This window comes from Spirosoma arcticum, from assembly GCF_054779955.1.
Genome location: NZ_BAAGXG010000001.1, coordinates 893826 through 920465, shown reverse-complemented (window position 1 = coordinate 920465; position 26640 = coordinate 893826). Strand labels below are relative to the sequence as shown.

Here is a 26640-nt window from a genome sequence, read left to right as displayed (position 1 = left end):
CTCAATCTTCCCAATACTCAGTGCCTTCTTTATCAACATAGCCATAATAAGAGGTTGCAGGTATCGGTATTAATTCTAATCCAGCAGCCCAATATTGTTTCTCATAAAACTCCGTCCAGCCAAAATCTGAATCAGAAAATTTTCTTACAACTTCGTCTGACTTGTTGATAATAAGCCATGAATCATTATACATCACTCCGGCGCAACCGCCTTCAAAACAAAAAGAAGTGGCGTTCTCATAAACGATTGAAATTACTACTTGGCCTTTTTTGTCAATATGGCCATAACGATCATTTTTGACTACTACTGCTAACCCTTCTTCAAACGGTTCTACCAAAAAATACACACAATCAATTACAATATTCTTATTCCGATCACAAAATCCCCATTTATCACCCTTTCGGTACGGAATTAAAAACGGTTCTTCGGGTTTGGTCAGCAGTTTATCCGTCAGGGCGAGTTGGTTGGAGACGCGGGCTAAGGCGGGAGATTGGGCGGTTTTGACGAGGGCGGTGGTGGGGTTTTCGGGCATGGTCAGTTAATGGCTTCTATCTTGTTTTTGAACACAGTTACCAACTTGTAGTCATTGCTCAAGGCTTTTACCTCGTCCCAGATGCTCCCAACAATCCGATGGAAGTCGCGCATGGATACGTTGCCCACCCGCACATGGATAACGGGCGGGGGCGGATTGCTGAAGAGGATACGATCTGAGAAATCCGAATCTTTCGTGACAACCGTCATGCTTCGCTCTCTGGCATACTGCCAGATCTCGTAATCCTCCGAGTCATTCTGGATATCCAACTGATGCAGGTAGTCAGGATTATTCCACGGACTGAAGTAGTATGGCAGATTGACATCAATTAGATAGGTAGCCATCTATCAGGCAGCGGCTTTGATGTCCCGGATGACATACTTCCGGTCCATAAGTTCAATGGTAAACTGTAAACAGGCGTCAAAATCTTCCGGCTCCAGCATGGGGTATTGGTGCAACAGTTCCTCACGGGGCGTTCCGGCAAACAGAAATTCGAGTACCGTCTGCACCGTTATACGCATACCGCGAATGATGGGTCTGCCGTTGCAGATATCCGGGTTAATGGCGATTCTCTCAGCAATGTACGTTGTCATGCGGTTGTGGTTATAGTGGCAGGAGATAGGAAGTATGAAGAAGCGCAAATGTGTAAATTCCTTCAACTGCGTTTCAGCTTTTCCCGGCGATGTTCGAGACTTTGAATAGTCAGTTCGTTTGCAATCGATGGTTGACGTTGCTGACTTTCACGAGCTTTGGCAATCACCTCGTCGGTTTGGCGTATCCGTTCGGTTGCCAGCCCTTCAAACCGTTTTTTGATTTTGCTCGGTGACATAGTAAAATTAATTCATCGCTTTTCGCCCGTCATTTGAGTTTAAAAAAGCGTTGCGTCGTGTATCGCCGTGTTGCCGACAATTTCTTTATTTCCCGAACTGTTCCGTCTAATGTTACTTCTACTACGCTGTTGCCGAGTGTGATAGCGACCGGAAAGTCCGATTGCAACGCCCGTTCGTAAGCCTCGCGGGTGGCGAGTTCAGCTAAGGCTGGAATCTGCTCCTTGAAGCGTTCATAGTCTTCGTCGGTGAGGGGGACTTTGGGGAGATCGTTCATACCCAAAGTTAACAAAACTTCCGGGGATGTTTCTTTCTCATCACGCTTCCTCCGCCCGCATCGCGTTGTAGACGAACCGGATTTCGCTGTACGTAACGTCGTCACCCAGAGCGTGTTTGGCTTCGCCCAGCGTTTGGGATTTATTCTCGGTCAAGTAGGAGCGAATGGCCGACGCTTTGGCCGGTGGGAGCAGGGCGTCGATAGTCAACTCGCCCGAACTGATGGCCTGCGCTAAGTGCGACTCGACCGTCGAAACGGCCAAGCTGCGTTCTTCGGCGATGTCGGCGATGCTTTTGCCGGACCGGAAATAAGCCAGCGTGACGGCGGGGGAGAAGCCTTTCGGGTCTTTATCCTTCTTCGATCTTGGCGAACTTTGCGCTTCTGTAGACACATCCGCCGACCGGCCTGCTTTGCTGCCACCCGCGTATTCCTGAATGATGGCCAGCACTTCGTGACCAATCTGCTTGACTTTGGTTTTGCCGAAACCCTTGATGGTCAGCAGTTCGGCCACGGTGGTTGGGCGGACGCGGGACAGTTCGATAATGGTTTTCTGGGGCATCACCATGTAGGCCGTCGCGCCGTGTTCGCCCGCTTTGTCATTGCGCCACTTCATCAGCGCGTTGTACAACCCGTTACCGCGCGAATCATTACCCGATGTGTTCACTTCACCTTTCCGGCGTTCGGGGCGGAAGTCGAGTTCGGCGAGGTTGCGCGTTTGCAGGTACGCCAGCGCGTCGAACCCGTTGCCCAGCCCGGCGAAACAGCGTGACTTGCTGAACAATTCTTTTTCCAGTTCGTCCATTACCTCCAGCAGCGATTCGCGCACCTGCTTGTTGTCGGAGTCGGTGGGGCAGCGTTGCAGCAACGGCAGCAGTTCGTCGGTCAGCAGCGCTTTAAAATAGGGGCCCGATTTGCGGACGCGCTCCTGCAACGGCTCGTTGGCTTCGGGCAGGGCTTCGTTGTTGAAGTACGTGGGCAGTTGCCCAACGAACCGGCGCGACACGTCACGTGCCCTGGTTTGCAGGGCGTCGGTGAGTTGGGTGAGCAGCGGCATCAACTCCTCGGACAGGCTGCCCGCATGTTCGTTGGCCACCCGGCGGCAGCGGTACGCGAGCGAATGCGCCTGCTCAAACGAGAACAATTCCTGTAACAGACTTTCCTGGTTGGCGCGTTTCGAATCGTGCAGGTGCTGTTCGGTGGGGGTTTGCTGCTGCACCTGCTCGTGAAAATCTTCCAGCGTCTGCTCGGTTTTGATGCTGTGCGACGGAATGGGCGTTCGGAGCACCAGCCCGCCGAGGGTTTTGCAGCGGCTGAGGGCCACATACACCTGCCCATGTGCAAAAGCCGCCGACGCGTCGATGATTGCTTTCTCAAACGTCAGACCCTGGCTTTTGTGGATCGTGATGGCCCAGGCGAGTTTCAGCGGGTACTGCGTGAACCGGCCGATTACCTCGTTTTTGATTTCTTTCGTGGCCGGGTCGATGGTGTAGCGGATGTTTTCCCAGTCGACGCGGCTGGCGTAAATCATCTGCCCGTCCGAGGTGGCTTTAACGTGGATTACTTCTTCGTCAATCGCCGTGATCCGCCCGATTTTGCCGTTGTAATACAGTTTCTCGCGCGAAATATCGTTTTTGATAAACATCACCTGCGCCCCCACTTTTAGTTCTAATTTGGCTTCGGTGGGGTACATGTGTTCGGGAAATTCACCTTCGGTCGTGGCCGTGAACGTGCGCACTTTCGGCTTCAGCGCCTGTAGTTTCTGACTATTGATCTGCTGGGCGGTGTTGTTGTGCGTCGACAGCGTGATGTAGCCTTCATCGTCGGCGGGCGAAAAATCGGGGACGTAGCGCTGGTTGAGTTCAGCAAACTGGTCGGCCGTGATGGTCTTCTCCCGGACGCCGTTGAGCAGGTCGATGAAGCGCTGGTCCGATTGCCGGTAAATGTGCGTTAGCTCAATGGATACGTAGGGAACCTGACGCAGGGCGCGGCTGCCGAAAAAGTAGCCCGTGTCGTAGTAGGGGCGGAGCATCGCCCAGTCCTCGTCGCGGATCACGGGCGGCAACTGCTGCATGTCGCCGATGAGCAGCAACTGCACCCCGCCAAATGGTTGCCCATTGCCCCGGTAGCGACGCAGCACATCGTCAATACCATCGAGTACGTCGGCGCGGACCATGCTGATTTCATCGATCACAAGCAGGTCGAGGGTGCGCAGCAGGTTGATTTTTTCCCGGCTAAACCGACGCGCTTCTTTCTGAGCCGCACCCGGCACGATGGGTCCGAACGGGAGTTGGAACAGCGAGTGAATCGTGACGCCCCCGGCGTTAATGGCCGCTACGCCCGTTGGCGCGACCACGGCGAGTCGTTTGGCGTTCGACTGCCTGATCTGGTGCAGAAACGTGGTCTTGCCGGTTCCGGCCTTACCCGTCAGAAAAATGTTCCGGTTCGTGTGGAGGACAAAATTATGGGCGAGGTGAAGTTTCTCGTTGACGGGAGTGGACATCGGAACGGTGGTTTTCAGGCTGGACAAAGCTAATCGTTGTACATTTGAAAACCCATACGTTTGGTTTGTGGTTCGTAGTTGATGGTTTGTAGTTAGCCGACGCGAACCCTACCGGCGTCAGCTAACTGCAAACCATCAACTACGAACCACAAACCACAAATCGAAAAAATGAACATTGGCGATAAAGTCCGGCTATTGCGGGCGAAAGAACAGGGCGTCATCTCGCGGTTTCTACCCGGCGACATGATTGAAATTGAGATTGAAGACGGTTTCCGAATTCCCGTGATGCGCTCCGAATTGGTGGCGGTTTCGCCCTTAGAGGCCGAACGACTGCTGAAAACAAGTTCGTTCGCTCCCCAAAAACCAATGGCCGCAACGGCCCCGGCCATCCTGTCGAATCAGGGTATTTATCTGGCGTTTGTGCCCGTCAACGACCGGGAGTACACCCTGCACCTGATTAACAACACCGACTGGGAGTTTCCCTACATGCTGGGCGAAGAATCGGCCCCTGCGGGTAGTGGCGTGCAGTTTCGGGGCATCGGCAGTGGCGTGTTGAAACCTAAATCGCAGCAGAAAATGAACGACCACTACGAACACGCCAAATTTGATGAGTGGCCCACGTTTGTGGTGCAGGGATTGTGGTTCCGGGCCGGGAAGTCGTCGCTACGGGCACCACTCATCAAGCGATTTAAAGGCCGGGCCGCTACGTTTTTCAACAAGAAAACCACTGTTCCTATCCTGAATCAACCCGGTTTCCTGACCCAGTTGGACGCAGAAGGTACCGAAACCGGCCCGCCGACGCCGACCAGCAACCGGCCCAAACCCGTAACGATCCGGCCCGATGAGTTGAAGGCCGAAATGTTGAAGCCTAAATCCGATCCCGTTGAGGTTTCCGTCGAGCGGCCAACGTCGGTGGTGGATTTGCACACGGAAGCGTTGCTGCCTAACGGGACGGGTAATCGCACGCCATCTGATCTGCTGACGCTGCAACTGCACATTTTTGAGAAAAGCCTTGAAAACGCCATTGCCAGCAGCATGAGCGACATTACGTTTATTCACGGCGTCGGGAGCGGTGCCCTGCGGACGGAGTTGCACCGCCGGTTGGGTCAGCACCCGAACGTTAAATTTTTTGAAGACGCGCAAAAACAGAAGTTTGGCTATGGTGCCACGAAGGTCACGATTAAGTAAGATTTTGAGTGACTATTATCGCATCGGCCGGTACGCCCGAGCGGGACCGACAGAGATGCCCAGACCAACACGGAGATACACGGAGTTTTTCCATACCACTTGGTGTATCTCCGTGTTGGTCTGGGCATCTCTGTGCAACAGCTTCTTAATCTCTTGCCAGCCAGATAACCGCCTGAATCCGAAGGCGCCCAAAGAAGCCTATACTACAACCACCATGGAAGTCCGTAACGACCGCTTTTTGTCCACCGTGCACGTTCCCGTTTCCATTGCGATGGCCGACGTAGAACGGCAGATCAATGCACAGGTCAATGGGCTGATTTACGAGGATAGCAGCTTAGACGACAATAACAAGGACAACTTCATGGCTAAGGTCTGGAAGCGTGGAACAATCATCGTCGATGCGCAGGATAGTCTGTTTCATTTCACGGTGCCACTGCGGATCTGGGCCAAAGCGGGCGTGTCGGTGCTGGGCTTTACGCAGTACAAAGAGACGGAGTTTGAAATTGACCTACGCTTCAAAACCAAGTTTGACCTCGACCGTGACTGGTCAGTCAACACCCAGACGCAGGCCGACGGTTACGCCTGGGTACGTCGCCCCACGATCAGCGTGGTAGGGTTCAACGTGCCCATAACGAACTTCGTTAGCCGGATGATCGACAAAAATTTAGGTACGATTACCAAAACGCTGGATCAGCAGATTCGCCGGAATGTGGACCTGCGAACACCCGTTCTGAACGTTTGGAACACGTTGCGCGACCCGTATCTGCTTTCCGATAAGTACAGGACTTATTTGCAGGTTGTGCCGAAGCGGGTGCTCATCACGCCCCTGCGCTTCGAGGGCCGCACCGTTCGCGCGACCATTGGCATTGAAGGCTTCACGCTCACCACCACCGGCGCCAAGCCCGACGTTCGCCCGGCGGTGTCGCTGCCCGATCTGACGGTGGTGAACCGGGTGAAAGACGATTTTCAGATTGGTTTACTGAGCGAAATCAGCTATTCTGAAGCGGCAAAATTAGCGGCCGACGAGTTTGTTGGTAAAACGTTTACCTTCAGTAATGACCGCTATACCATAACCCTGACGAGCATGGATCTGTATGGCCAGAACGACAATCTGATCATCAAAGCGGGTCTGAAAGGCACCATCTCCGGCGACATCTACCTGCGTGGCCGACCGTATTACGACGCACAGTTGCAGACAATTTCGCTCAAAAATCTCACTTACGATCTGGACACGAAAAACGTGCTTCAGCGATCGGCAAGCTGGCTGCTGCAGGGTACATTCACCCGGACACTGGAACAGCAATTGACCATTCCGGTTGGCTCCTACATCGCCGACATGCAAAAATTAGTGCAGGAACGACTCAAAAACAATCAGTTAGCCAAGGGCGTAACCATCAACGGCCGCATCGACGAAATCCGCCCTGACCAGGTATACCTGACGCCTACCGCCCTGCTGGCCGTTGTCAACGCACGGGGCCGCATCGACGTGACCGTAGCCGGACTATAGTCGTTCCCGTCGGCCTAACGGAAATAGCCGTACCTTTGCCCTCCCCAACCAATCCAGACTGGCTTATCGCGTCCCGCCCCCGGCGGGATGAGGAAAGTCCGGGCAGCACAGAGCACCTTACTTCCTAACGGGAAGGCGGACGGCTGGGAACGGCCGTTCGACAGCCAGTGTCACAGAAAACAAACCGCCGAAAGGTAAGGGTGAAAAGGTGGGGTAAGAGCCTACCGCCCGTCGGGCGACCGATGGGGCAGGATAAACCTTAAGGGCTGAAAGACCAAATAAGCGTCGGACGCGCGGCTGCTCGTCGCCAGCGGCCCGAAAGGGTCAACACCGACGCGGGTAGGTCGAACGAGGTGACCGGGTGACCGGCATCCCAGATAAATGATAAGCCATTCGGAAACGGAGGACAGAACCCGGCTTACAGGTCTGGATTGGATTGGGGAATTTTTAAACGATGGGCGAAATCAGTGAACGTAACGACCAGCGCTTTAACCAAAAAGGGACCCGGAGAAGCTTCTCCGGGTCCCTTTTTGGTTAAAGCGCTGGTCTCAACAAGTCAACGGCGCTACTTTTTTAGCGTTAGTAGAAGCTCGTCCAACCCTTCCATTGCCATTGTTAATCCTTCTTTGAAGCCCATTTGAAGTGTCGTTTCCAGTTGAGCCAGATCATCATAGGTAATCAGGTGTTCGACAAGGGTTACCTCTCCCTGGTCGGCAAATGATACGTTCCATCTTGATTGTGGCAAATCCTGATTGACAACACCTTCCGCATCAGCGAACCCGTCAAGCCCGGTAAAGCTTTTTTGGGGTTGAATAGTTTTATAATTGGCTACTGCCCAATGTTCTTCGCCGTCTGGTCCAACCATAGCGTAATGCCATGAGCCGCCTTCCCGAAAATCCATTGTTTTGGTCCGGGCCTTCCAGGGTTTGGGTGCCCACCATTGGTCAAGTAATTCGCTTTTTGTGTACGCGTCCCAGACCAAAGCGCGTTCGGCCGCAAATTCGCGCTTTACTACGATTGTTTTATTTTCCTTATCCACGGAAAAGTCAAACGCTAAGGTGTTACTCATTTTTTATTGGATTTGAGGGTTGATAATACGTTGTCAAGTTCGTTGAAACGACTTTCCCATATCGTTCTGAACTGGTCAAGCCATTGATCAATTTCCTGCATTTTGGGTACGTCAAGCAGGTAATAAATCTCCCGTCCCTGTTGGTCCTGCTTCACGAGTTGGCACTCGATCAACACATGCAGATGCTTTGAAACAGCTTGTCGGCTGGTGTCAAAATGTTCAGCAATCGCGTTCGGTGTCATTGCCTGTAAAGCAATTAGTCCAATAATGGCTCTGCGGGTTGGGTCGGCAATTGCCTGAAAAATATCGCGTCTCATTGTAACTCGTTTACTTGCTGCCAATCAGTTGCAAATGTAATCGCAACTATTCGGTTGCGCAAATTTTCTTAATTATTTTTTGAGATAAAATTTATGCGCAGGCACATCTTGTCAATGGCTCAAAAAGGAAATTGATTGTGGTGTTTGGTAAATACATAGTGAACCAGGACATCCCATGAAGCCAGCTGGTAGAATCTAAGCCATTTTTCCGTACCTTTGCGGCCACGTTTTACGAGGGAGTTCGTCTCCCGTCAAAACTAACCAAGCACAAATGGCTGTTAAAATTAGATTAGCGCGTCGTGGACGCAAAAAAATGGCGATGTACGACATCGTAATCGCGGAATCTACTTCCCCCCGCGATGGCCGGTTTATCGAGAAAATCGGTTCGTACAACCCCAACACCGACCCATCGACGGTCGTATTAAAGTCGGAGCGGGCCGTGTATTGGCTCATGGTGGGTGCCCAGCCGACCGATACCGCGCGTTCGGTATTGTCGCATGAGGGCATCATGTATCGCAAGCACCTCCAGGTTGGCGTCAACAAAGGAGCCATCACGCAGGAGCAGGCCGATGAGAAGTACACAACCTGGAAAGATGAGAAGCAGAATCGCAGAGACAACGCTGCCGACACCAAAACCCAGACCAAAGAGCAGGCACGTGCGGCCCGTTTAGAGACGGAGAAGAAGGTGAACGAAGCCCGCGCCGAAGCCATTGTTAAGAAAAACAAGGTAGAAGAGCCTGAGCCGGTAGTGGCTACCGTTGCTCCCACTGTTGAGGAAGCCCCGGTTGCTGAGGCTGCTGCTGTCGAAGAAACGCCGGTTGCCGAAGCCGCTCCGGTTGTTGAGGAGACTCCAGTAGCTGCGGTACCTGTCGCTGAGGAAATACCCACAGTGGACGCTGCCGCAGTGGATGCTGCCGCAGTGGATGCTGCCGCAGTGGACGCTACGGTTGCTGAAACCGAAGCTGCTCCCGTTGCTGAAACTCCGGCCCCCGAAGCAACTGCCACTGAAACGCAAACGCCCGATGGAGAAACGGCGGCCGTTCAAACCATAGCGGAAGCGGCTCCCGAAGCGGCTGCGACCCTGGATGAAACGCCTGCTGCTGAGACTCCCGCCGTGGACACGGATGAAACGAAAACGGCGGAATAATTTCCCAATCAAATCTGTTATAAAAGAGCCTGTTCGTGTTTGGACAGGCTCTTTTTATTCCTTCTCCATTTCTCCATACTGTGACTAAAGACGATTGCTACCAACTGGGCCACATCACCAAAACGCACGCCGTCAGTGGTGAATTGGTACTTTATTTAGACGTCGACGACCCCAAAGAGTACGCCGATCTGGAATCGGTGCTGCTGGAAGTGAAGGGTGAGTTGATTCCGTATTTCATCGAATCCATTGCCATCGTGAAGGGCAGCCGCGCCATTGTGGCCTTTGAGGATGTCGACACCATTGAGCAGGCCGAGCGGCTGATTAACTGCCCGGCTTACCTGCCATTGGACGAACTCGAACCCATCACCGACGAAACCCGGTTTTACTTCCACGAAATCGTAGGGTATCAGGTTGTCGATGCCGAAGTGGGTGAGCTGGGCGCGGTGCGGGGCGTGTATGCCATGAACGCCCAGGATCTGATCGCGATGGATTACCAGGGCAAAGAAGTGCTGATTCCTATCAACAGTGACATTGTGCGGACGGTGGACCGGGCCAATCAGAAATTGAACGTTGTCCTGCCCGACGGTTTGCTGGACATTTACATGGCCGAGGACGATAAAACGGATCGCAGCGCAAGCAATGGTAGTGAAGTAGAAGGCCACGCGGAGAACACGGATGAGGATTGATATTATCACCTGCCTGCCCCGCCTGTTGGACAGCTTTTTTGCGCACTCGATCCTACAGCGGGCGCAGACGGGCGGCTACGTGACGGTGGTTGTGCATGACCTGCGCGACTACACCGCCGACAAGCACCGGCGCGTGGACGATTACGCCTTTGGCGGAGGTGCGGGCATGGTCATGCAAATCGAACCCATTGCCCGCTGCATCCGCGCGTTGCAGGCCGAACGCACCTACGATGACGTTATTTATATGACGCCCGACGGCGAACGACTCAATCAGCAAACGGCCAACACGCTGTCACTGCGGCAGAATCTGATTATTCTCTGCGGTCACTACAAGGGTGTCGATGAGCGGGTTCGTACTTTATTCGTTACCAAAGAAATCAGCATCGGCGACTACGTGCTCAGCGGGGGTGAACTGGCGGCCTGTGTCCTCGCCGACGCCCTGATCCGGTTGCTGCCGGGCGTGTTGAACGATGAGACGTCGGCCCTCACCGACTCCTTCCAGGATAACCTGCTGGCCCCGCCGGTATATACACGTCCGGCTGAGTTTGAAGGGCATCGGGTTCCCGATATTCTGCTGTCGGGCCACGAAGCGAAGATTGACGACTGGCGGCACGAACAGGCACTGGAGCGAACCCGCCTGCGTCGGCCGGATCTGCTGGAACCGGGGCACTAACGGTGCCTCATCGTTTAAACTAACTGCACAACTGCACAGTTTGCCGGTATGTATGTATATGCCTACCATGAACCAACTGATTCTGTGAAGGATACACTGTACATTCTGTTGGTCGAGGACGATCAGGACGACATAGAACTGTTCCGCTATGCACTAAAACTGAATGGAATAGCCTGTCACCTGAGCGTGCTGATGACGGGCGATGAAGTAGCCCCGTACCTGCTCACTGTGCCTACGCTGCCGGATGTAATCGTGCTGGATTTGAGCCTGCCCAAGGTGAACGGCCGCGACGTGCTGCGGCAGATTAAGGCCAGTCCGGGCTTCAAGGTTATTCCAATGGTGGTGCTGACTACCTCGTCGGCGCGGGAGGATCGGGACTATTGCCTGGCGCTGGGTGTTAACCAATTCCTGACCAAACCCACCACGGCTACGGCCTTCACGGCTACGGCCGCCACCATCGTTGGTCTTGCGTTGATGAACAAACACGGCTGACTGCTCCGCGTTACGCTGACCCGTTCGTTGGGTCGCTACTCTCCTGTACTTCTTTTTCTTCGCGCTCCCGGCGCTTTTGTTCGCGTCGTTCCTGACGCAGTTGTCGGCGGGTTTTGACGGTGTCGGCGGGAGCCACTTCGCCCGGAATGGCGTCGGGCCGGTTGGGGCTGCGCCGGTCCGGCTGGGTCGATGGCTGGGTACCATCGTTGCGGTTTTCGTCCGTTTTGTTGCCTTTGAAGAGTCGCCGGAAAAAATTGTCGAGACCATCCCCGCTTTCCTCATCAATCTGTTCTCCCATCGGGTCGGTCAGCAGACTATCGCCCTCAAACAACGTGTCGACCGGGACCACTGGTCGGCGCAGACCCTCGCGCAGCCGGACGTCGTAGAACCCGTAAGCGCCTGAATCGGGCGTTGTCAGGCCGCGCCGGGCCATGATGCGGCCAATGAGCTTGAAGTACCCCCGCACGTTGCGAACCTGTAGCAGGCCACCAGGTACGAACCAGTTCAGAGCCGCTTTGGGACGCGGTACTACAAAGGCCAGAAAAATACTTTCGCCCAGGTTCAGATCGGCCGGGCTTTTGGCGAAGTAATAGCGGGCCGCTTCGCCAATGCCGTAGATATTGCGCCCCCACTCAATGATGTTCAGGTACACCTCATACATCCGGTCTTTGGGAACGATGTGTTCGTTTTCGATCAGCCAGACGATCAGGATCTCTTCGATCTTGCGCGAAATGGTTTTGTTGCGATTGAGAAACGCGTTTTTAACTAATTGCATCGACACCGTACTGGCCCCGCGCTTAAAGGATTTCTCCTTGAAATTCGTGGCTATCGACACCCGAAAGGCCTTTTCGTTAAATCCTTTATGGGTGAAAAACGTGTAATCTTCCGACGTCAGCAGGGCATTGCGCAAATCGGGCGAGATCTGGTTCAGGGGCGTGAAATCGGAATTCTGGGGGCCAACCGTGATGGACCGGACGGGCTTTCCTTTTTCATAGGGCGTATATACGAACGGCCGGTTAATGGCCCCAAAATCGGTGTGGCCCATCTTCAGAATCCGGAAGCCGTCCTGCGTCAGGCCGGAGTCAAACCGGACCGAGTCGGGCAGCGACGTGTCCAACTGAAACGCCAGATCGTACTTAAGTTTACCCGCCACCTTCATGCCTTCGAGCGACTCGAACAGGCCTTGGGGAAACGAATTAAACAGCGCCTGCGCGTCGAGTTGATCCGTGTGGAGTTGCAGTTCGTAGATTTTGCCCGGTTGTTTCGTGCGGTCCCCGTCGGCCGGGTTAGCCGCAGCGAGCGTGTATTTAACGAACGGCCGGGCACTTACCGTCCCCAGATGCAGCGTCGAGGAACTGTCGACGCCCACGTAATTCTCGCCCACGAATACGTTAGCCTCCATCGACGCCGTGGGCACCAGCACGTCGGTGCGGGCAATGGCGGGGTGATTGATGCGCAGGTTACGGACCGAGCCAGCGCCTTCGAGCCGGAATTCACCCCCGTCGCGGTCCACGTCGCGGAGTTCGACCCGGATCGTGTCGGCCTGTAGTTTGAGGTCAAATTTCTGCTGGATATACTTCAGTTCGAGGGGTTTGGGTCGTCCATCTTCGCCATCGGCGTAGAACGCCAGATCATACTCGCGGTCGGCGGGGTCGGCCGTACCCGCAATGTGCCAGGTGGCTTCGCTGCCGTTGAGTTTAAGCGTCGACATCACGACTTCATTCTTGATGTATGCCGTTTGCGTCAGCAGGCTGATGGTATCAGCATCGTCCATGCCCTTAAACTCTAAGTTTCTGACGTTGAGGTCGTCGGGAATTTTCGACAGGATGTTATCAATTAGGTTTTCGGCGACGTTGGCGAGGTTGGCCCGGCGGGTCGTTTCGACGGGCTGATTGGCGGTGCGGGTTGAGTCCCGCTGTTTGCGACGAATTAGGAAGTCGATGTTCGTCAGCGAGTCGCGCCGGATAACCTGTACCAATCCGTTTTCCAGCGTCATCCCCGACAGGGCAATCTGACCAGCCAGGAGTGGCCAGAACCGGACACCAACCTCCACGCGTTCAATGCGGGCTAAGCTGTCCCGATCTTGCGGAACTACCGAAACGTTGGTAAAGGCAATCGAGTTAATGCCGGTAAAACGCGCTGAGCCAATGCGGACGTCGAGGTTATAGTCCCGTTTTGCTTTGCGAACGGCCCGATTCAGTGCGGTTTTCAGCAGACTCTCGCGTTTGGAATAGGCATAACTGCCACCGATGGCCGCGATGATAAAAAAGATTAATACGGCCCAGCCGGTGATGCGTAAGGCGCTGCGTTGACGATCCGTCATGCTCAATTACAAAGTCCAGGAAGCGCAAATATAGGGAAAAGGGGAGGAAAGGGAAGAGAAGGAGGAAAGGGACGAAAGGGATTAGTAGTTCCTTTATTACCTGACTTCCCCCTCGTCCCCGTCCCTTTCCGCAACGTCGCACCGCTCTAAAAATCTAAATGACAGTTCGTCCAGCCGTTGTCGAAGCGGGTGCCGAACTGCTGATAGAAGCCGATGGCCGGTTCGTTCCAGTCCAGCACCTGCCACATCATGCCCGTGCATCCCGTTTCCTTCGCCATATCAATGGTTGCGTCCAGCAGCAGTTTGCCAATGCCGTAGCCCCGAAACGCTTCCGTCACGACAATATCTTCGAGATACAGCCGCTTGCCTTTCCAGGTCGAATAGCGAAAGTAATACAACGCCATACCTACTATTTTCTGCCCGTCAGAATCTTCGGCGACGAGCATCCCGAAGACTGGATTTGGACCGAAACCGTCTTCGGCCATCTGGTCGGCGGTGTTGGAAACCTGATCGGCGGCTTTCTCGTAAACAGCTAATTCGGTCACTAAATCAAAAGCCTGCGGAATGTCGGCGCGGGCACCGGGGCGGATGGCGATCATGGGTGGGAAGGTCAATGGATTATTCGTCCTTTTTTATCAATTTCTGCCACTTCTCCAGCGCGGCCCGAAAGTCATCCGGCAGGGGCTGCTCAAACTGAAGCCACGCGCGGGAGCGGGGGTGGGTGAACCCCAGCGACTTGGCGTGCAGGGCCTGCCGGGGAATGAGTTTAAAGGCGTTTTCGACGAATGTTTTGTAGGTTCCGTTGGGCATGCCGCGCACGATCCGGTCCCCGCCGTACATGGCATCGTTGAACAGCGGGTGGCCAATATGTTTGAAATGCGCCCGAATCTGGTGGGTCCGTCCGGTTTCCAAGTTGCACTGCACCAGCGACACGTAGCGCATCGGTTCCAGCGTTTTGTAGTGCGTGATGGCCCATTTACCCTTGGCTTCGTCGTCGTAGATGGCCTGTACTTTGCGGTCTTTCAGCGCCCGGCCAATGTATCCGGTGATGGTGCCGTCGGTGGGTTCGGGAACGCCCCAGACGAGCGCATTATACGTTCGTTCGATGGTGTGGTCGAAAAACTGCCGGGCTAAGTGCGTCATGGCGAACTCAGTCTTGGCAATTACCATCAGTCCCGACGTGTCCTTGTCGATCCGGTGAACCAGGCCGGGTCGCGCTTCGCCGTTGCGGCCCGTGGGCAGGTTCTGAAAGTGATACACCAGTGCGTTGAGCAGCGTACCGTCCCAGTTGCCGTGGGCGGGGTGGACGACCATGCCGGGCGGTTTGTTGAGCACCAGCAGATCGGCGTCTTCAAAAACAATGTCGAGCGGAATGTTTTCGGGCTTAATGTCGGTGTCGCGGGGCGGGTGCGGCAGCGACACCGTAATCACATCCAGCGGCCTGATTTTATAGCTGGCCTTAGTCGGGGTGTCGTTCACCCGCACCGACTCCGATTCGATACCGGCCTGAATTTTGGTGCGCGTGGCGTTTTGCAGCCGGTCCATCAGGAACCGGTCGATCCGCAGCGGGCTTTGCCCTTTATCGACCACAATGCGGTGGTGTTCGTATAATTCGTCGTCTTCCTCTAAAATTTCGTCGCGTTCGTCCGTCACGTATTGCCCTGATTAACGCAGATTTAGGCCGTCAACCAAGTCACGAAGATAACACATGCCCGACATAACGCAGCAATTGGCCCAGTTTGCGGTTCAGTCACCGGTCCAGTTTTTACCCGATCCATTTCCGGACCGAGTACCCATCCGGTTGTATCTGAAGCGCGACGACCTGCTCCACCCGCTGGTGTCGGGCAACAAATGGCGCAAGCTCAAGTACAACCTGCTGGCGGCTCAGCAGCAGGGGCATCACACCCTGCTGACGTTCGGCGGGGCGTATTCTAATCATTTGTACGCGACGGCCGCAGCCGGTCCGGTCTTTGGCTTCAGCACCATTGGCGTTGTGCGGGGTGAGGAACTGGCCAACGCGCCCCTGAATTCAACACTGACGTTTTGCCGGTCGCAGGGAATGCGATTACGGTTCGTGAGCCGGGCCGATTACCGGCGCAAAGACGACCCGACGTTTTTGACCCAACTAATCGACCAGTTTGGGGCCTGTTACATCATCCCCGAAGGCGGCACCAACGAATTGGCCATTCACGGTACCGCCGAAATCATGCCGGAGATCATCGAACAGTTGGGACGCGCCCCGGACTATGTTTGCTGTTCCGTCGGGACGGGCGGTACGGTGGTGGGACTGGCCCAAACGGCTCCGCCCCACACCACCGTCCTGGGGTTTCTGGCCCTGAAAGCGGCCCACTTTCAACTGCCTCAACCAGTCAGGTGCCGTTTAGAAACGGCATATCACTTCGGCGGTTATGCCAAAACTACGCCCCAACTGCTCGATTTCATCCGGTTGTTCGAGCAGAAAACCGCCGTGCTGATCGAGCCGGTGTACACGGGCAAACTGCTGTACGGTATCTACGACCTGGCCCGGCAGGGTTATTTTCCGGAGGGCGCGACGGTGGTGGCGTTGCATACGGGCGGCCTGCAGGGGCGGGGTGGGGCGTAACTCCGGAATTGGTAGACAAAATTCCATCGGAACCGTTCGTCTTTGATCCACGCATCAAAATCGAACCGGGTTCGTAGGGGAGGGGTGTGCTGATTATTTCCTCAATGGGTCTATACGTTTTGGTTGAAATAGAATTGTATTTGATTTAGATGATAGTGGTTTGGTACAGACATCGGTTTAGTGGTCGTTGGCGACCGGTTTTTTCAGGTCAGTATGGGCTATACGGTGTATTTGCGGCATTATTTCCTTTTTCTCCCAAAAATTTGTATATTTGTCTATACAGCGGTTTACGCATCAAGTGTGAATCGAAATAGTAATTTTCTGCGAAACTCCAAGTAAACATGGCGGACGAAACTCCCGACCTCGAACCAGTCAGTAACATTATTCCCATCAACATTGAGGACGAAATGCGCGGGGCATACATCGACTATTCGATGTCGGTTATCATTTCCCGCGCCTTGCCCGACGTTCGGGACGGCCTGAAGCCGGTGCACCGCCGGGTCTTGTTTGGCATGGCCGAACTGGGGGTCAATTACAACAAACCACACAAGAAATCAGCCCGTATTGTCGGAGAGGTGCTCGGTAAGTACCACCCCCACGGCGACTCGTCGGTGTATGACACTATGGTCCGCATGGCCCAGGATTGGTCACTGCGCTACCCGCTCGTGGACGGTCAGGGTAACTTCGGCTCCATTGACGGCGATTCACCGGCGGCCATGCGGTACACCGAGGCCCGCCTGAAGCGCATTGCCGACGAACTGCTGTCGGACATTTACAAGGAGACGGTCGATTTTCAGCCCAACTTCGACGATTCGCTCGAAGAGCCGAGCGTGATGCCGGCCAAGCTGCCCAACCTGCTGCTCAACGGCTCTTCGGGCATTGCGGTAGGCATGGCCACCAACATGGCTCCCCACAACCTAACCGAAATTGTGGACGGCATCATGGCGTACTTAGACAACTACGACATTACGGTGGAGGAGTTGATGCAGCACGTTAAAGCGCCCGATTTTCCAACCGGCGCGACCATCTACGGTATGGAGGGCGTGAAATCAGCGTTTATGACCGGCCGGGGGCGCGTGGTGATGCGGGCCAATGCGACAATTGAAGAGAATAAAGGCAAAACCCAGATCATCGTATCGGCTATTCCGTACATGGTCAACAAAGCGGTAATGCTCGAAAAAACGGCGGATATCATCAACGAAAAGAAGATCGACGCGTTGTCGGGCATTATGGCGTTCCGTGATGAATCGGATCGCGACGGGATGCGGGTAGTGTATGATCTGCGCAGGGATGCTATTCCGAACGTCGTGCTCAACAACCTGTACAAGCACACCGCCCTGCAGTCGTCGTTCAGCATCAACAACGTGGCCTTAGTGAAGGGTCGGCCGATGGTGCTGAACCTCAAAGACATGATCCGGTATTACGTCGAGCACCGGTTTGAGGTGATCACGCGCCGGACGCAGTACGAACTGCGGGAAGCCGAAAAGCGGGCGCACATCTTGGAAGGTTTGCTGATTGCGCTCGACAACATCGACGCCGTTATCAACCTGATCCGGTCGTCGCGCGATCCTGAAGTGGCCCGGACGGGCCTGATGGAGCAGTTCTCGCTGAGCGATTTGCAGGCCAAAGCCATTCTGGAGATGCGCTTGCAGCGGTTGACCGGTCTGGAGCGCGACAAACTTCAGGCGGAGTACGACGAGCTGATGATCGAAATCAACGGTCTGAAGGAAATACTGGCCAGTGAGGAGCGCAAGCGGCAGGTGATTAAAGAAGAACTGACCGACATCCGCGCCCGCTACGGTGACGCCCGCCGGACGCAGATTAATCCGCTCGGAGACGGCAACATCAGCGACTTGTCGCTCATTGCCGACGAAGATATGGTGATCACCATATCGCACGAAGGTTATATCAAGCGGACGCCAACTACGGAGTACCGGTCGCAAAGTCGGGGTGGAGTGGGCGCAAAGGCCGCCGGGTCCAAAGAAGAAGACTTCACGGAGCACCTCTTCACGGCGACCATGCACAACACCCTGCTGGCGTTCACCCAGAAAGGGCGGTTGTACTGGCTTCCCGTTTATGAACTGCCCGAAGGCTCCCGGACCTCGAAGGGTCGGCCGCTGGCGAATTTCATCAATATCGAGTCGGACGACAAGGTGCGGGCCGTCATCAACGTGACCGACCTGAAGAACGAGGATTACATCAACAATAATTACATTGTGATGTGTACCCGTAAAGGAACGATCAAGAAGACGATGCTGGAAGCCTACTCCCGGCCGCGTCAGAACGGTATCATCGCCATCACCATTGATGAAGACGATCAATTGATTGGCGTGTGTATGACCAATGGCGATAACCACATCGTGATTGCGTCGAGTGCGGGCAAAGCGGTTCGTTTTCACGAAAGCCGCACCCGCCCGATGGGTCGCACGGCGGCTGGCGTACGGGGCATATCGCTCGACGAGGACGACCCGACCGACCATGTCGTCGGTATGGTTTGCATTAATTCCGTTGATGCCCAGTTGCTGGTTGTATCCGAAAAAGGCTACGGCAAACGGTCGGACATTGAAGGTTACCGCATAACGAACCGGGGTGCAAAAGGCGTTGGTACGCTGAAAGTAACCGAGAAAGTAGGGCGGTTGGTGGCCATACTCGACGTGGCGGATAATGACGATCTGATGATTATCAACAAATCGGGCATTGCGATTCGTACCCCGGTGGATGAAATCAGCGTGATCGGCCGTAACACGCAGGGTGTGCGCCTGATTAACCTGCGCGATGGCGATGCCATTTCGTCCGTCACTAAAATCAAGCGCGAAGAAGGGGAGGAGGTGGCTCCGGTTGAGTCAATTGAGCCGGTTGACACGCTCGATTGATAAACGATTGATTGTACGTTCGTTGAGCCACCCGTTCTGCTGTTTTTGTCAGGCGGGTGGCTCAAACAATTTAGGGCGAACCATGCTTATACGGATTGATTCCGTAATTTCGTTCTTGAAAACAAAAACACACAACCCCAATTTACTCATGAAAGCAATCATTTTAATGTTGCTATGCTGCTCGTTATTTATAGATGGGTATGCCCAGCAGGCGCAGGGAACAGCGAATACGTTGGATGCTGCGATGGCCGAGTCTATGAAAAAAGACAAGGAGAAAAGTGACAAGGACATTACGGATGGCAAAGCGTCAACAAAGGCAAGTACTTGGATGGACCGGGCCAAGACCTACCAGAATATTGCCATTCAGAACATTAAGCTCGACTCGAACGCGGCCATGGTTGCCATGGAGGCTTACAACAAAGTGGTTGAGCTGGACAAAGACAAAAAAGGGGGACCGGGTAAATTAGCTAAAGAAGCGACCGAAACGCTGAAAAGCAAGGACATGTATAATGCGATCATGCAGCAGGGCGTGGCTAAGTTCCAGAGTAAAAACTACCCCGAAGCCGTCAAACTAATGTCAATGGCTGGCGATATACTACCCCAGGACACCTTAGCTCCGCTTTATACGGCCATCGGTGCGCAGCAGATTAAAGACAACGCCACCGCCAAAACGCAGTTAGAAAAGTACGTGACCAACGGCGGTAAAGATGCTTCAATTTACGGATCGCTGGCTATGCTCTACCGCAATGACAAAGAGATTGATAAAGCGCTGGCGGCACTCGACAAGGGAATTGCCATGGCCCCGACCAACAAAGATTTGTCGAACGAGCGGATTAACATCATGCTGGCGTCTAACCGCATGGACGAAGCAATTTCCGGTATGAAGCAATTGGTTGATAAAGAGCCGAACAACGTACAGAATATTGTTAACCTGGCTATTCTGTACGATAACGGTGCCTCTAAAATGGGTGAGGAAATTCGTAAATTAGGGGGGGATGCCAAGCAGGGTAATAACTCGGCGAAAAAACTGGCGGCTGAGAAAGACGCGCTGAGCGCCATCACCGGGGAGGTTGCCCGCCTAAATGCAGCTATTAAGAAGAAGCCTACTCCAGAATTGAAACGGCAGTTGGCCGAAGTGCAGAATCGTCAAAAGGCTGCTACAGCCAGTGTAGCTCAATTGGAAACGCAGGCTAAGGAAGCAGCCAGCACGGCTGGGGCAGCGGGTGAGAATGCAACCAAGGTGGCTGACTTACAGAAGAAGCAGACAGAGCAGCGCGATTTAGCTAAGCAGTATTACACTAAAGCCTTAGCGGTTGATCCGGCTAACTACGACGCCAACTACAACATGGGCGTGTTCTTTTTCAATGATGCCGTTGAGATGAAGAAGGCCGTCGATAACATGGATATGGCTGAGTATAACAAGCGGGGTAAGGAAGTTGACGGGCAGGTGTGCGGTAAATTCAAGCAGGCCTTGCCGTACTTTACGAAAGCTAAGAGTGTGAAGGAGGAAGCAGATCTAACGGAGAACCTGACAAACTTACAGAACATCCTCAAGCAGTATGAGGAGCGTAAGGTTGTATGTGTGGAGAGCAACTAACAAGTGACGCATTCTAATCAATAGGGCTGGCTTATTCATGCCAGCCCTATTGATTAGGTTTTCTACTTAACATAATATAAATTATACAACAAATTGAATTGCCCTGAAATAGCTTGACAGTAACCGTACAAAACCCGTCTGCCGCTGAGGTATAAGTAGTTAATCCACGTGGAACACTAACGTACTGCTTTACAGGGAGTTACGTAAAACACCCTAAAATAGGCCTGTACGCATCCGTATGGCCCTTTTGCAGCTAAATCATTGAAGCAGAAGTGGAATAGGAAATCAACAATAAAGCATAGAGAATTGCCGTAACTGGTAGGCAGATTCACGGTCAGGCCGAGGGGCTGTATTCACGAAAAGAGCCGTCAGTATAAAATATAAGAATCCGTTCTACTTTCTTTTCCGTGACGGCTACCGGTGTCGATTCAGTAGTAAAAGCTATATCTACGGGAGAAGCAATTCCTTGCTGTGATATTGGTGGTATCTCATTCCGTTGATTTCTATTGCTCACTGGTGAAGCTGATACCGGAGAAAAGGATGGCTGGTTGGTGAACCGGTCACGCCGATCGATTGGTGAAGGCTGTACGTTTCTCTGCACACCATAATTAACCTGACCTGTCTGGTTGTTCAACTGAGCATCTTCCTCCATTATCCACTCGTAACCCAACTCGGGAAAACGGCGAATTATTTTTTGTATAATATCAAAACTGGGCCTGTTCCGACCAGATAATATGTGAGATATACTGGAGCGTTGTACACCAATCTCGTCCGCGAAATAAGACGGCGTTAAATTCTTATCAATAAGTATATGTTTAATTTTGTCATTGATATTCATGTCTTTTTACAAAAGTGATTATACAAATATACGTAAATAGTACGACAATAATACAATTTACATTAATACTGTTAAATTACAGTTGTTATTGATTGATGTAGTTTAATTATATTAATGTAAATTGTATGAATATACAAATAATATTGTTAATTAATTAACAAGTTAAACTGATAGGTTATTATCCCGGAGAGCCTCATTCAGCGAGGTCTTTAAATCAGTCGATGATTTGCGTTGCCCAATGATTATGGCGCAAGGCACTTGGTAGTTTCCCGACGGAAACTCCTTAGCATAACTCCCTGGAATAACAACCGAGTTAGCAGGTACGTACCCTTTGTACTCAATTGGTGTAGGACCCGTTACATCAATTATTTTCGAGGACCCGGTTATGGTAACCCCCGCTCCCAGCACAGCCCGTTTACCAATTCGTGCGCCTTCTACAACAATACAGCGTGAACCAATAAATGCGCCATCTTCAATAATTACCGGAGCAGCTTGTGGTGGTTCGAGCACCCCTCCTATTCCAACTCCACCGCTTAGGTGAACGTCTTTCCCAACTTGAGCGCAACTACCAACCGTCGCCCATGTGTCGACCATTGTGCGCTCATCAATGTAAGCGCCTATATTAACGTAGGATGGCATTAGTATGACACCAGCCGCCTGGTACGATCCGTACCGTGCAACGGCGGGAGGAACTACCCGTACATTAGCTTCGGCGAAATTGTTTTTGAGCGGAATTTTGTCATTGTAGGTAAAGATGCCTACTTGGTCGGGTTTCATTTGCCGGGTCACGAAGTAAAGCAGAATTGCTTTCTTTACCCACTCATTCACTAACCACTCGTCACTTCCGTGCACGGGTGGATTGGCCACCCGCAATTCCCCTTTATCTAATTGATTTATAACGTTCTCGATGAGTTGCCTATTTTCAGAATGAGCCAACATTGTATGGTCATTCCACAAACTGTCGATTGTATCAATCATTTTTATTAAAGTAATAGATGACTAAACGATGATTAATGTGCTCATTGTGAGCATGTTGTAATTTATCCAAAATTATATGTTGTATATTGATGAAATACAAAGATTCGGTAAATGCAAGTTGATCAAAGGTAATACCGGGCATGTATAGTTGAAACATAGGCAGGAAATATTTTTTAGATGGCTTATATGGGCAGTCAATCCCGTGGTGTACATCAGCACCGGTATTGTATAATGCCAAGAAGGTTCATGGAAGCGACTGACATTGTTTTATATGAATTTACGAGACCGGGGATGTGTTAGACCAAGCTTTAGGAGCAACTCACAGTGGGTATTAAATTATCAAGTAGTAGCCGCTCCTGACTTAATAAGACACTGGGTACCAGAATTAGGTGGTCGGGTTTTGCCAGACAGTACTATCCCTTATTTTGAGTCTCGAACTGCATCGGCCTACGGTAGCCTAAAGATGAGTGCAATCGAATCGTATTGTAATAATTGTCAATATACTCCCCGATTTCAAGACGAGCATCTGGTAAGCTCAGGATGCGCCGTTTTCTATCAACTCAGCCTTCAAGCGGCTCCACAACGACTCGGCAAATGCATTATCGTAAGCATCATCAGCCCGGCTCATACCAACACGCTAAATATGTCCATCGGCCCTCGGCCAGCATAATGTAGGGGATGTCACTCACCTATACTTGGTCACGTCCGGTGGGCATCTGTTTGGTAAGCAGCAGATTCGGAAACCCCACCGTATGCCGACTGTCGGTGGTACGGGGCACAAAGCTCTGCGGCTGAATCGCTGACAACCCAGTGTGCCCTGTACTACTTTACGAACCTTCCTATTACACTGCAATACGAAAGAGATCATTGGCAATAATTATCGTATTAGAACATATGCTATCTGCTATTTGCTAAATACATACAATTTAGTAATTCATCCTCCCCCACCATAAAATTAGTAATGTTGAATAAATTTAGCATAACTTTTAGTATATTACAATAATTAAGCTAAAATGTGCTAATTTTTGTAGCATTATAGCGCTCTTTTGCTAAAATACATGCTAAAATTTTGTATTTACTAAATTGGTATGATCTGCTTTACTAAAATATGACTTATTCGCTTACAGCTTGGATTCCGTATATTTGGGGCGAAAACAAACCTAATACTGTTCATGGAAAAAATACGCATTGCTATCAACGGTTTTGGTCGCATTGGGCGCTTATCGTTCAGAAGACTGCTCGAAAAAGAAAACATTGAAGTCGTTGCCATAAACGACCTAACGGATAATGCCACGTTAGCACACCTGCTTAAATACGATTCAGTTCATGGCAAATTTAGTGGTGACGTCAGTTCAGATGGCGAAAGTTTAACCGTTAATGGTAAACGTATCAATGCCTACGCTGAGCGGGATCCTAAAAACCTTCCCTGGAAGCAACTAAATATCGACGTTGTTCTTGAATCAACCGGTCGTTTTGTCGACGAAGCCGGTGCCGGTTTGCATATTCAGGCTGGTTGTAAGAAAGTAGTCATTTCAGCACCCGCCAAAGGAAACATACCAACAGTAGTGCTGGGCGTCAACGATGATACCCTGACTGGTCAGGAAACAATCGTCTCGAACGCTTCCTGTACTACTAATTGCCTTGCCCCGATGGCTAAAATCCTTGACGACGTTTTTGGCATCGAAAAAGGATACATGACAACCATCCACGCCTACACTGCTGACCAGAATTTGCAGGATGCTCCTCACTCCGACCTGCGCCGGGCACGAGCGGCTGCGCTGTCCATTGTTCCCACCTCGACCGGGGCAGCAAAAGCAGTTGGTCTGGTGTTGCCTCAGTTGAAAGGAAAACTGGACGGAAATGCGCTGCGCGTTCCCACACCGGACGGCTCGCTGACTGACCTCACTGTTATACTAAAGCGGGAAACGACCGTTGACGAAATTAATGCGGTAATGAAGCAGGCATCAGAGGGAGCCATGCAGGGAATCATCGAATATTGTGTCGATCCCATCGTCTCGATTGATATCGTCGGTAATCCTCACTCCTGCATTTTCGATTCACAATTGACAGCCGTGAATGGCAATCTCGCTAAAGTGGTGGGCTGGTACGACAACGAATATGGGTACTCAAGCCGCGTCGCTGATCTGATGTCAAAGTTATTTTAACGAATGAGCTTCAGTCACTTATGTAAGTGATTATGTAAATTTACATAAGTACATAACTAATAATATTTAACTAAGACAACGGGTGTGATACATTAAGTCACACCCGTTTTACATTGTAAATAGTTTATTGTAAATCCCTTATCAAAGAACAATTGTTCGTACTTGGTTTTGATACCAAGGTGTATATCGTTCAATGGTGAATTGTACAAATCGGTTGTACATTGTAAATCCGTAAAATTCTTCTCCTTAATTTTCTCAATACTGTAGGCGAACAGTTCAGGATTGTCGGTCTTCAGATGGAATGTCCCGCCGGGCCTTAACAGGCGTTCATAGACGGCCAGAAATCGGGGATGAGTCAGGCGATGCTTTTCCTGCTTAGGACGTGGCTGTGGATCAGGGAACGTGACCCAGAGTTCATTTACCTCACACACGTCAAAAAACTCGGTTAGGAAGTTGATGTCCGTGCGCAGGAATGCTACATTGGTCAACCTGAGTGCCTGAGCCACTTGTGAACCACGCGCAATCCGATCCCCCTTTATATCGACACCAATGAAATTAGTCCGTGGAAACGCCTGCGCTAAACCAACAGTATACTCGCCTTTACCGCAAGCCAATTCGAGGACAATCGGGTGATCATTACCAAAATAATCCGTTCGCCAGCGTCCTTTTATGGTTTTGTAGTGCGGTTTACCAACTTCAATCACATTTGCACTGTCCGCATTTTGTAGGAAACGGTGTTGTTTTCGGCGAGTCACGGTCTATAAATCGGTTAATTCAGCAATGATGTAATTACTCCCCGTTATCAGAATCAGATCGTTAGGTGATGATTGGTGGAGTGCGGCTGTTAGAGCTGTATCGACATCCGCATAGGCAAGACCCGTTAAACCGGCCTGCGCAGCTTCCACCCGTAAGGTTTCGGTAGGTAGCGAACGGGGCGTATGGGCCTGACAAAAGTAATAAACGGCTTGCTGAGGCAGGCAGGCGAGCACCTGCGCCCGGTCTTTATCGGCTACTAAACCCAGAATCACCCGCAGGGTTGTGTGGGCGTAAACGGATATCGTGTCGAACAACGCCAGCAGGCCCGGTGGATTGTGAGCCGTGTCGGCAATTACCAGCGGTGATTGACGCATCACCTGGAAACGCCCTTTTAAGCCGGTCGATGACACGACTGTTTTCAAGCCGGCTTTCCGGGCTGCGTCCGAAACGGGCAGTATCGGCTGGAGTTGGGCGATAGTTGCCAGCACGCCCGACACGTTGCGGAGTTGATACCGGCCCAGTAGATCGAGTTCATACGGAACGGGCGGCAGAACGCCCTCAGCGACAAGTAGCTGCCGCAAACCGTCACTGATTCCTCGATCCTCGACTAAATACTGTTGATCAGCGAACAGGATTGGGGTATTTGCTAAAGCAGCCGTCTCCCGAAAAACGGGTTCCGTTTCTGGCTGAGTTTCGCCGACGACAACGGGTACGCCGGGCTTAATAATCCCCGCTTTTTCATGAGCGATCTGCGCTAACGTATCACCCAATATATCGGTATGGTCGAGACCAATATTGGTAATGACTGAGATCAGAGGGGTAATGACGTTGGTGGAGTCTAAGCGTCCGCCTAAGCCAACTTCGATGACGGTAATATCAACTGCTTGCCGGGCAAAAAAATCAAACGCCATGGCGACCGTCACCTCGAAAAAAGAAGGTTCGACGGCTTCGATTGACGCCCGCTGTTCCGTCACAAACCGGGCCACCTCCTCCTCAGCGATGGGTTGCCCATTTAAGCGGATGCGCTCAGTAAAAGATTTTAAATGGGGCGACGTGTACAAGCCAACTCGGTACCCAGCTGCCTGATACACCGAGGCCAGCATGTGTGAGGTGCTGCCTTTGCCATTCGTGCCCGCTACGTGAATGCTCCGGAACCGATGCTGGGGGTTTCCTAAAGCCTCGCACAGTTTAAGGGTATTGCCCAGGCCAGGTTTTAATGCTTTGGGGCCAATCCGGTGAAAAACGGGGAGCCGACTGTACAAATAGCCGAGCGCTTCCGAATACTGCATTAAT

26 protein-coding genes and 1 other RNA gene are annotated in these 26640 nt (G+C 52.2%); 11 read left to right on the top strand and 16 right to left on the bottom strand.

Translation table 11 applies throughout. The annotated features are described in order from the left end of the window. Window position 1 precedes the first annotated feature (1 nt). From ACYVHB_RS04105 to ACYVHB_RS04080, 6 genes are all read right to left on the bottom strand, one after another. Window positions 2-532 carry a WG repeat-containing protein gene (locus ACYVHB_RS04105; RefSeq protein WP_461049846.1) on the bottom strand — a complete coding sequence of 177 codons (531 nt, stop codon included), beginning with the start codon at window positions 530-532 and terminating at the stop codon, window positions 2-4. Window positions 533-534: 2 nt separating this feature from the next. Beyond that, a complete protein-coding gene (locus ACYVHB_RS04100; protein ID WP_461049844.1) occupies window positions 535-876 on the bottom strand; it encodes a DUF5615 family PIN-like protein in 342 nt (113 codons plus the stop codon). A 3-nt stretch (window positions 877-879) separates the two neighbouring features. After that, window positions 880-1125, bottom strand: a complete 246-nt coding sequence (locus ACYVHB_RS04095; RefSeq protein ID WP_461049842.1) for a DUF433 domain-containing protein — start codon at window positions 1123-1125, stop codon at window positions 880-882. A gap of 62 nt (window positions 1126-1187) precedes the next feature. Beyond that, window positions 1188-1361: a hypothetical protein gene (locus ACYVHB_RS04090; RefSeq protein ID WP_461049841.1), complete on the bottom strand. Its 174-nt coding sequence runs from the start codon at window positions 1359-1361 to the stop codon at window positions 1188-1190. Between the two features lie 29 nt (window positions 1362-1390). Further along, window positions 1391-1636: a hypothetical protein gene (locus ACYVHB_RS04085; protein WP_461049839.1), complete on the bottom strand. Its 246-nt coding sequence runs from the start codon at window positions 1634-1636 to the stop codon at window positions 1391-1393. Between the two features lie 40 nt (window positions 1637-1676). Continuing rightward, window positions 1677-4136: a helix-turn-helix domain-containing protein gene (locus tag ACYVHB_RS04080; protein WP_461049837.1), complete on the bottom strand. Its 2460-nt coding sequence runs from the start codon at window positions 4134-4136 to the stop codon at window positions 1677-1679. 168 nt (window positions 4137-4304) lie between these two features. Here ACYVHB_RS04080 and ACYVHB_RS04075 point away from each other — a divergent pair, with 168 nt between their 5' ends. The 3 genes from ACYVHB_RS04075 (at window position 4305) to rnpB (ending at window position 7268) form a co-directional block, all read left to right on the top strand. Then, window positions 4305-5324 (top strand): Smr/MutS family protein, encoded by a 1020-nt coding sequence (locus ACYVHB_RS04075; protein ID WP_461049835.1) that lies wholly within the window; start codon window positions 4305-4307, stop codon window positions 5322-5324. A gap of 214 nt (window positions 5325-5538) precedes the next feature. Next, the gene (locus tag ACYVHB_RS04070; RefSeq protein WP_461049833.1) at window positions 5539-6831 is read left to right on the top strand and encodes a DUF4403 family protein; all 1293 of its coding nucleotides are present in this window, start codon (window positions 5539-5541) and stop codon (window positions 6829-6831) included. Window positions 6832-6881: 50 nt separating this feature from the next. Then, window positions 6882-7268, top strand: an RNA gene (rnpB, locus tag ACYVHB_RS04065) — RNase P RNA component class A. A gap of 128 nt (window positions 7269-7396) precedes the next feature. Here the strand turns inward: rnpB and ACYVHB_RS04060 are convergent. After that, entirely contained in the window at window positions 7397-7900 is a 504-nt protein-coding gene (locus ACYVHB_RS04060; protein ID WP_461049831.1) for an SRPBCC family protein, read from the bottom strand. Next, window positions 7897-8217 (bottom strand): ArsR/SmtB family transcription factor, encoded by a 321-nt coding sequence (locus tag ACYVHB_RS04055; protein ID WP_461049829.1) that lies wholly within the window; start codon window positions 8215-8217, stop codon window positions 7897-7899. Before ACYVHB_RS04055 ends, ACYVHB_RS04060 begins: the two co-directional genes overlap by 4 nt. Before the next feature lie 271 nt (window positions 8218-8488). On the opposite strand from ACYVHB_RS04055, the gene ACYVHB_RS04050 reads away from it, so the two are divergent. The 4 genes from ACYVHB_RS04050 (at window position 8489) to ACYVHB_RS04035 (ending at window position 11215) form a co-directional block, all read left to right on the top strand. After that, window positions 8489-9364: a 30S ribosomal protein S16 gene (locus ACYVHB_RS04050; protein ID WP_461049828.1), complete on the top strand. Its 876-nt coding sequence runs from the start codon at window positions 8489-8491 to the stop codon at window positions 9362-9364. An 80-nt stretch (window positions 9365-9444) separates the two neighbouring features. Then, window positions 9445-10050: a ribosome maturation factor RimM gene (gene rimM, locus ACYVHB_RS04045; RefSeq protein ID WP_461049826.1), complete on the top strand. Its 606-nt coding sequence runs from the start codon at window positions 9445-9447 to the stop codon at window positions 10048-10050. Then, window positions 10040-10723 carry a tRNA (guanosine(37)-N1)-methyltransferase TrmD gene (gene trmD / locus ACYVHB_RS04040; protein WP_461049824.1) on the top strand — a complete coding sequence of 228 codons (684 nt, stop codon included), beginning with the start codon at window positions 10040-10042 and terminating at the stop codon, window positions 10721-10723. Before rimM ends, trmD begins: the two co-directional genes overlap by 11 nt. 84 nt (window positions 10724-10807) lie before the next feature. Then, the gene (locus ACYVHB_RS04035; protein ID WP_461049822.1) at window positions 10808-11215 is read left to right on the top strand and encodes a response regulator; all 408 of its coding nucleotides are present in this window, start codon (window positions 10808-10810) and stop codon (window positions 11213-11215) included. Window positions 11216-11225: 10 nt separating this feature from the next. On the opposite strand, the gene ACYVHB_RS04030 is transcribed toward ACYVHB_RS04035, so the two are convergent. From ACYVHB_RS04030 to ACYVHB_RS04020, 3 genes are all read right to left on the bottom strand, one after another. Next, the gene (locus ACYVHB_RS04030; protein ID WP_461049820.1) at window positions 11226-13538 is read right to left on the bottom strand and encodes a transglycosylase domain-containing protein; all 2313 of its coding nucleotides are present in this window, start codon (window positions 13536-13538) and stop codon (window positions 11226-11228) included. A gap of 146 nt (window positions 13539-13684) precedes the next feature. After that, on the bottom strand, window positions 13685-14137 hold the full coding sequence (locus ACYVHB_RS04025; protein ID WP_461049818.1) for a GNAT family N-acetyltransferase: 453 nt from the start codon (window positions 14135-14137) through the stop codon (window positions 13685-13687). A 19-nt stretch (window positions 14138-14156) separates the two neighbouring features. Further along, complete coding sequence (locus ACYVHB_RS04020) at window positions 14157-15191, bottom strand: RluA family pseudouridine synthase (RefSeq protein WP_461049817.1); 1035 nt, start codon at window positions 15189-15191, stop codon at window positions 14157-14159. A gap of 55 nt (window positions 15192-15246) precedes the next feature. Here ACYVHB_RS04020 and ACYVHB_RS04015 point away from each other — a divergent pair, with 55 nt between their 5' ends. From ACYVHB_RS04015 to ACYVHB_RS04005, 3 genes are all read left to right on the top strand, one after another. Further along, window positions 15247-16140 (top strand): 1-aminocyclopropane-1-carboxylate deaminase/D-cysteine desulfhydrase, encoded by an 894-nt coding sequence (locus tag ACYVHB_RS04015; RefSeq protein ID WP_461049815.1) that lies wholly within the window; start codon window positions 15247-15249, stop codon window positions 16138-16140. A 341-nt stretch (window positions 16141-16481) separates the two neighbouring features. Continuing rightward, on the top strand, window positions 16482-19013 hold the full coding sequence (gene gyrA, locus ACYVHB_RS04010) for a DNA gyrase subunit A (RefSeq protein WP_461049813.1): 2532 nt from the start codon (window positions 16482-16484) through the stop codon (window positions 19011-19013). A 148-nt stretch (window positions 19014-19161) separates the two neighbouring features. Beyond that, window positions 19162-20610 carry a tetratricopeptide repeat protein gene (locus ACYVHB_RS04005; RefSeq protein WP_461049812.1) on the top strand — a complete coding sequence of 483 codons (1449 nt, stop codon included), beginning with the start codon at window positions 19162-19164 and terminating at the stop codon, window positions 20608-20610. Window positions 20611-20944: 334 nt separating this feature from the next. On the opposite strand, the gene ACYVHB_RS04000 is transcribed toward ACYVHB_RS04005, so the two are convergent. The 3 genes from ACYVHB_RS04000 to ACYVHB_RS03990 form a co-directional block, all read right to left on the bottom strand. Next, on the bottom strand, window positions 20945-21448 hold the full coding sequence (locus ACYVHB_RS04000; protein ID WP_461049810.1) for a helix-turn-helix transcriptional regulator: 504 nt from the start codon (window positions 21446-21448) through the stop codon (window positions 20945-20947). Between the two features lie 162 nt (window positions 21449-21610). Continuing rightward, window positions 21611-22426 (bottom strand): 2,3,4,5-tetrahydropyridine-2,6-dicarboxylate N-succinyltransferase, encoded by an 816-nt coding sequence (locus tag ACYVHB_RS03995; RefSeq protein ID WP_461049808.1) that lies wholly within the window; start codon window positions 22424-22426, stop codon window positions 21611-21613. 413 nt (window positions 22427-22839) lie between these two features. Beyond that, window positions 22840-22965 carry an IS3 family transposase gene (locus tag ACYVHB_RS03990; protein WP_461050033.1) on the bottom strand — a complete coding sequence of 42 codons (126 nt, stop codon included), beginning with the start codon at window positions 22963-22965 and terminating at the stop codon, window positions 22840-22842. A 633-nt stretch (window positions 22966-23598) separates the two neighbouring features. Between ACYVHB_RS03990 and gap the strand changes: the two genes are divergently transcribed. Beyond that, a complete protein-coding gene (gap, locus tag ACYVHB_RS03985; protein WP_461049806.1) occupies window positions 23599-24591 on the top strand; it encodes a type I glyceraldehyde-3-phosphate dehydrogenase in 993 nt (330 codons plus the stop codon). Between the two features lie 92 nt (window positions 24592-24683). On the opposite strand, the gene trmB is transcribed toward gap, so the two are convergent. Both trmB and ACYVHB_RS03975 read right to left on the bottom strand, forming a co-directional pair. After that, window positions 24684-25346, bottom strand: coding sequence for a tRNA (guanosine(46)-N7)-methyltransferase TrmB (gene trmB / locus ACYVHB_RS03980; protein WP_461049804.1), 663 nt, complete (start codon window positions 25344-25346; stop codon window positions 24684-24686). 3 nt (window positions 25347-25349) lie between these two features. Beyond that, window positions 25350-26636: a bifunctional folylpolyglutamate synthase/dihydrofolate synthase gene (locus tag ACYVHB_RS03975; protein ID WP_461049802.1), complete on the bottom strand. Its 1287-nt coding sequence runs from the start codon at window positions 26634-26636 to the stop codon at window positions 25350-25352. Between the last annotated feature and the right edge of the window lie 4 nt (window positions 26637-26640).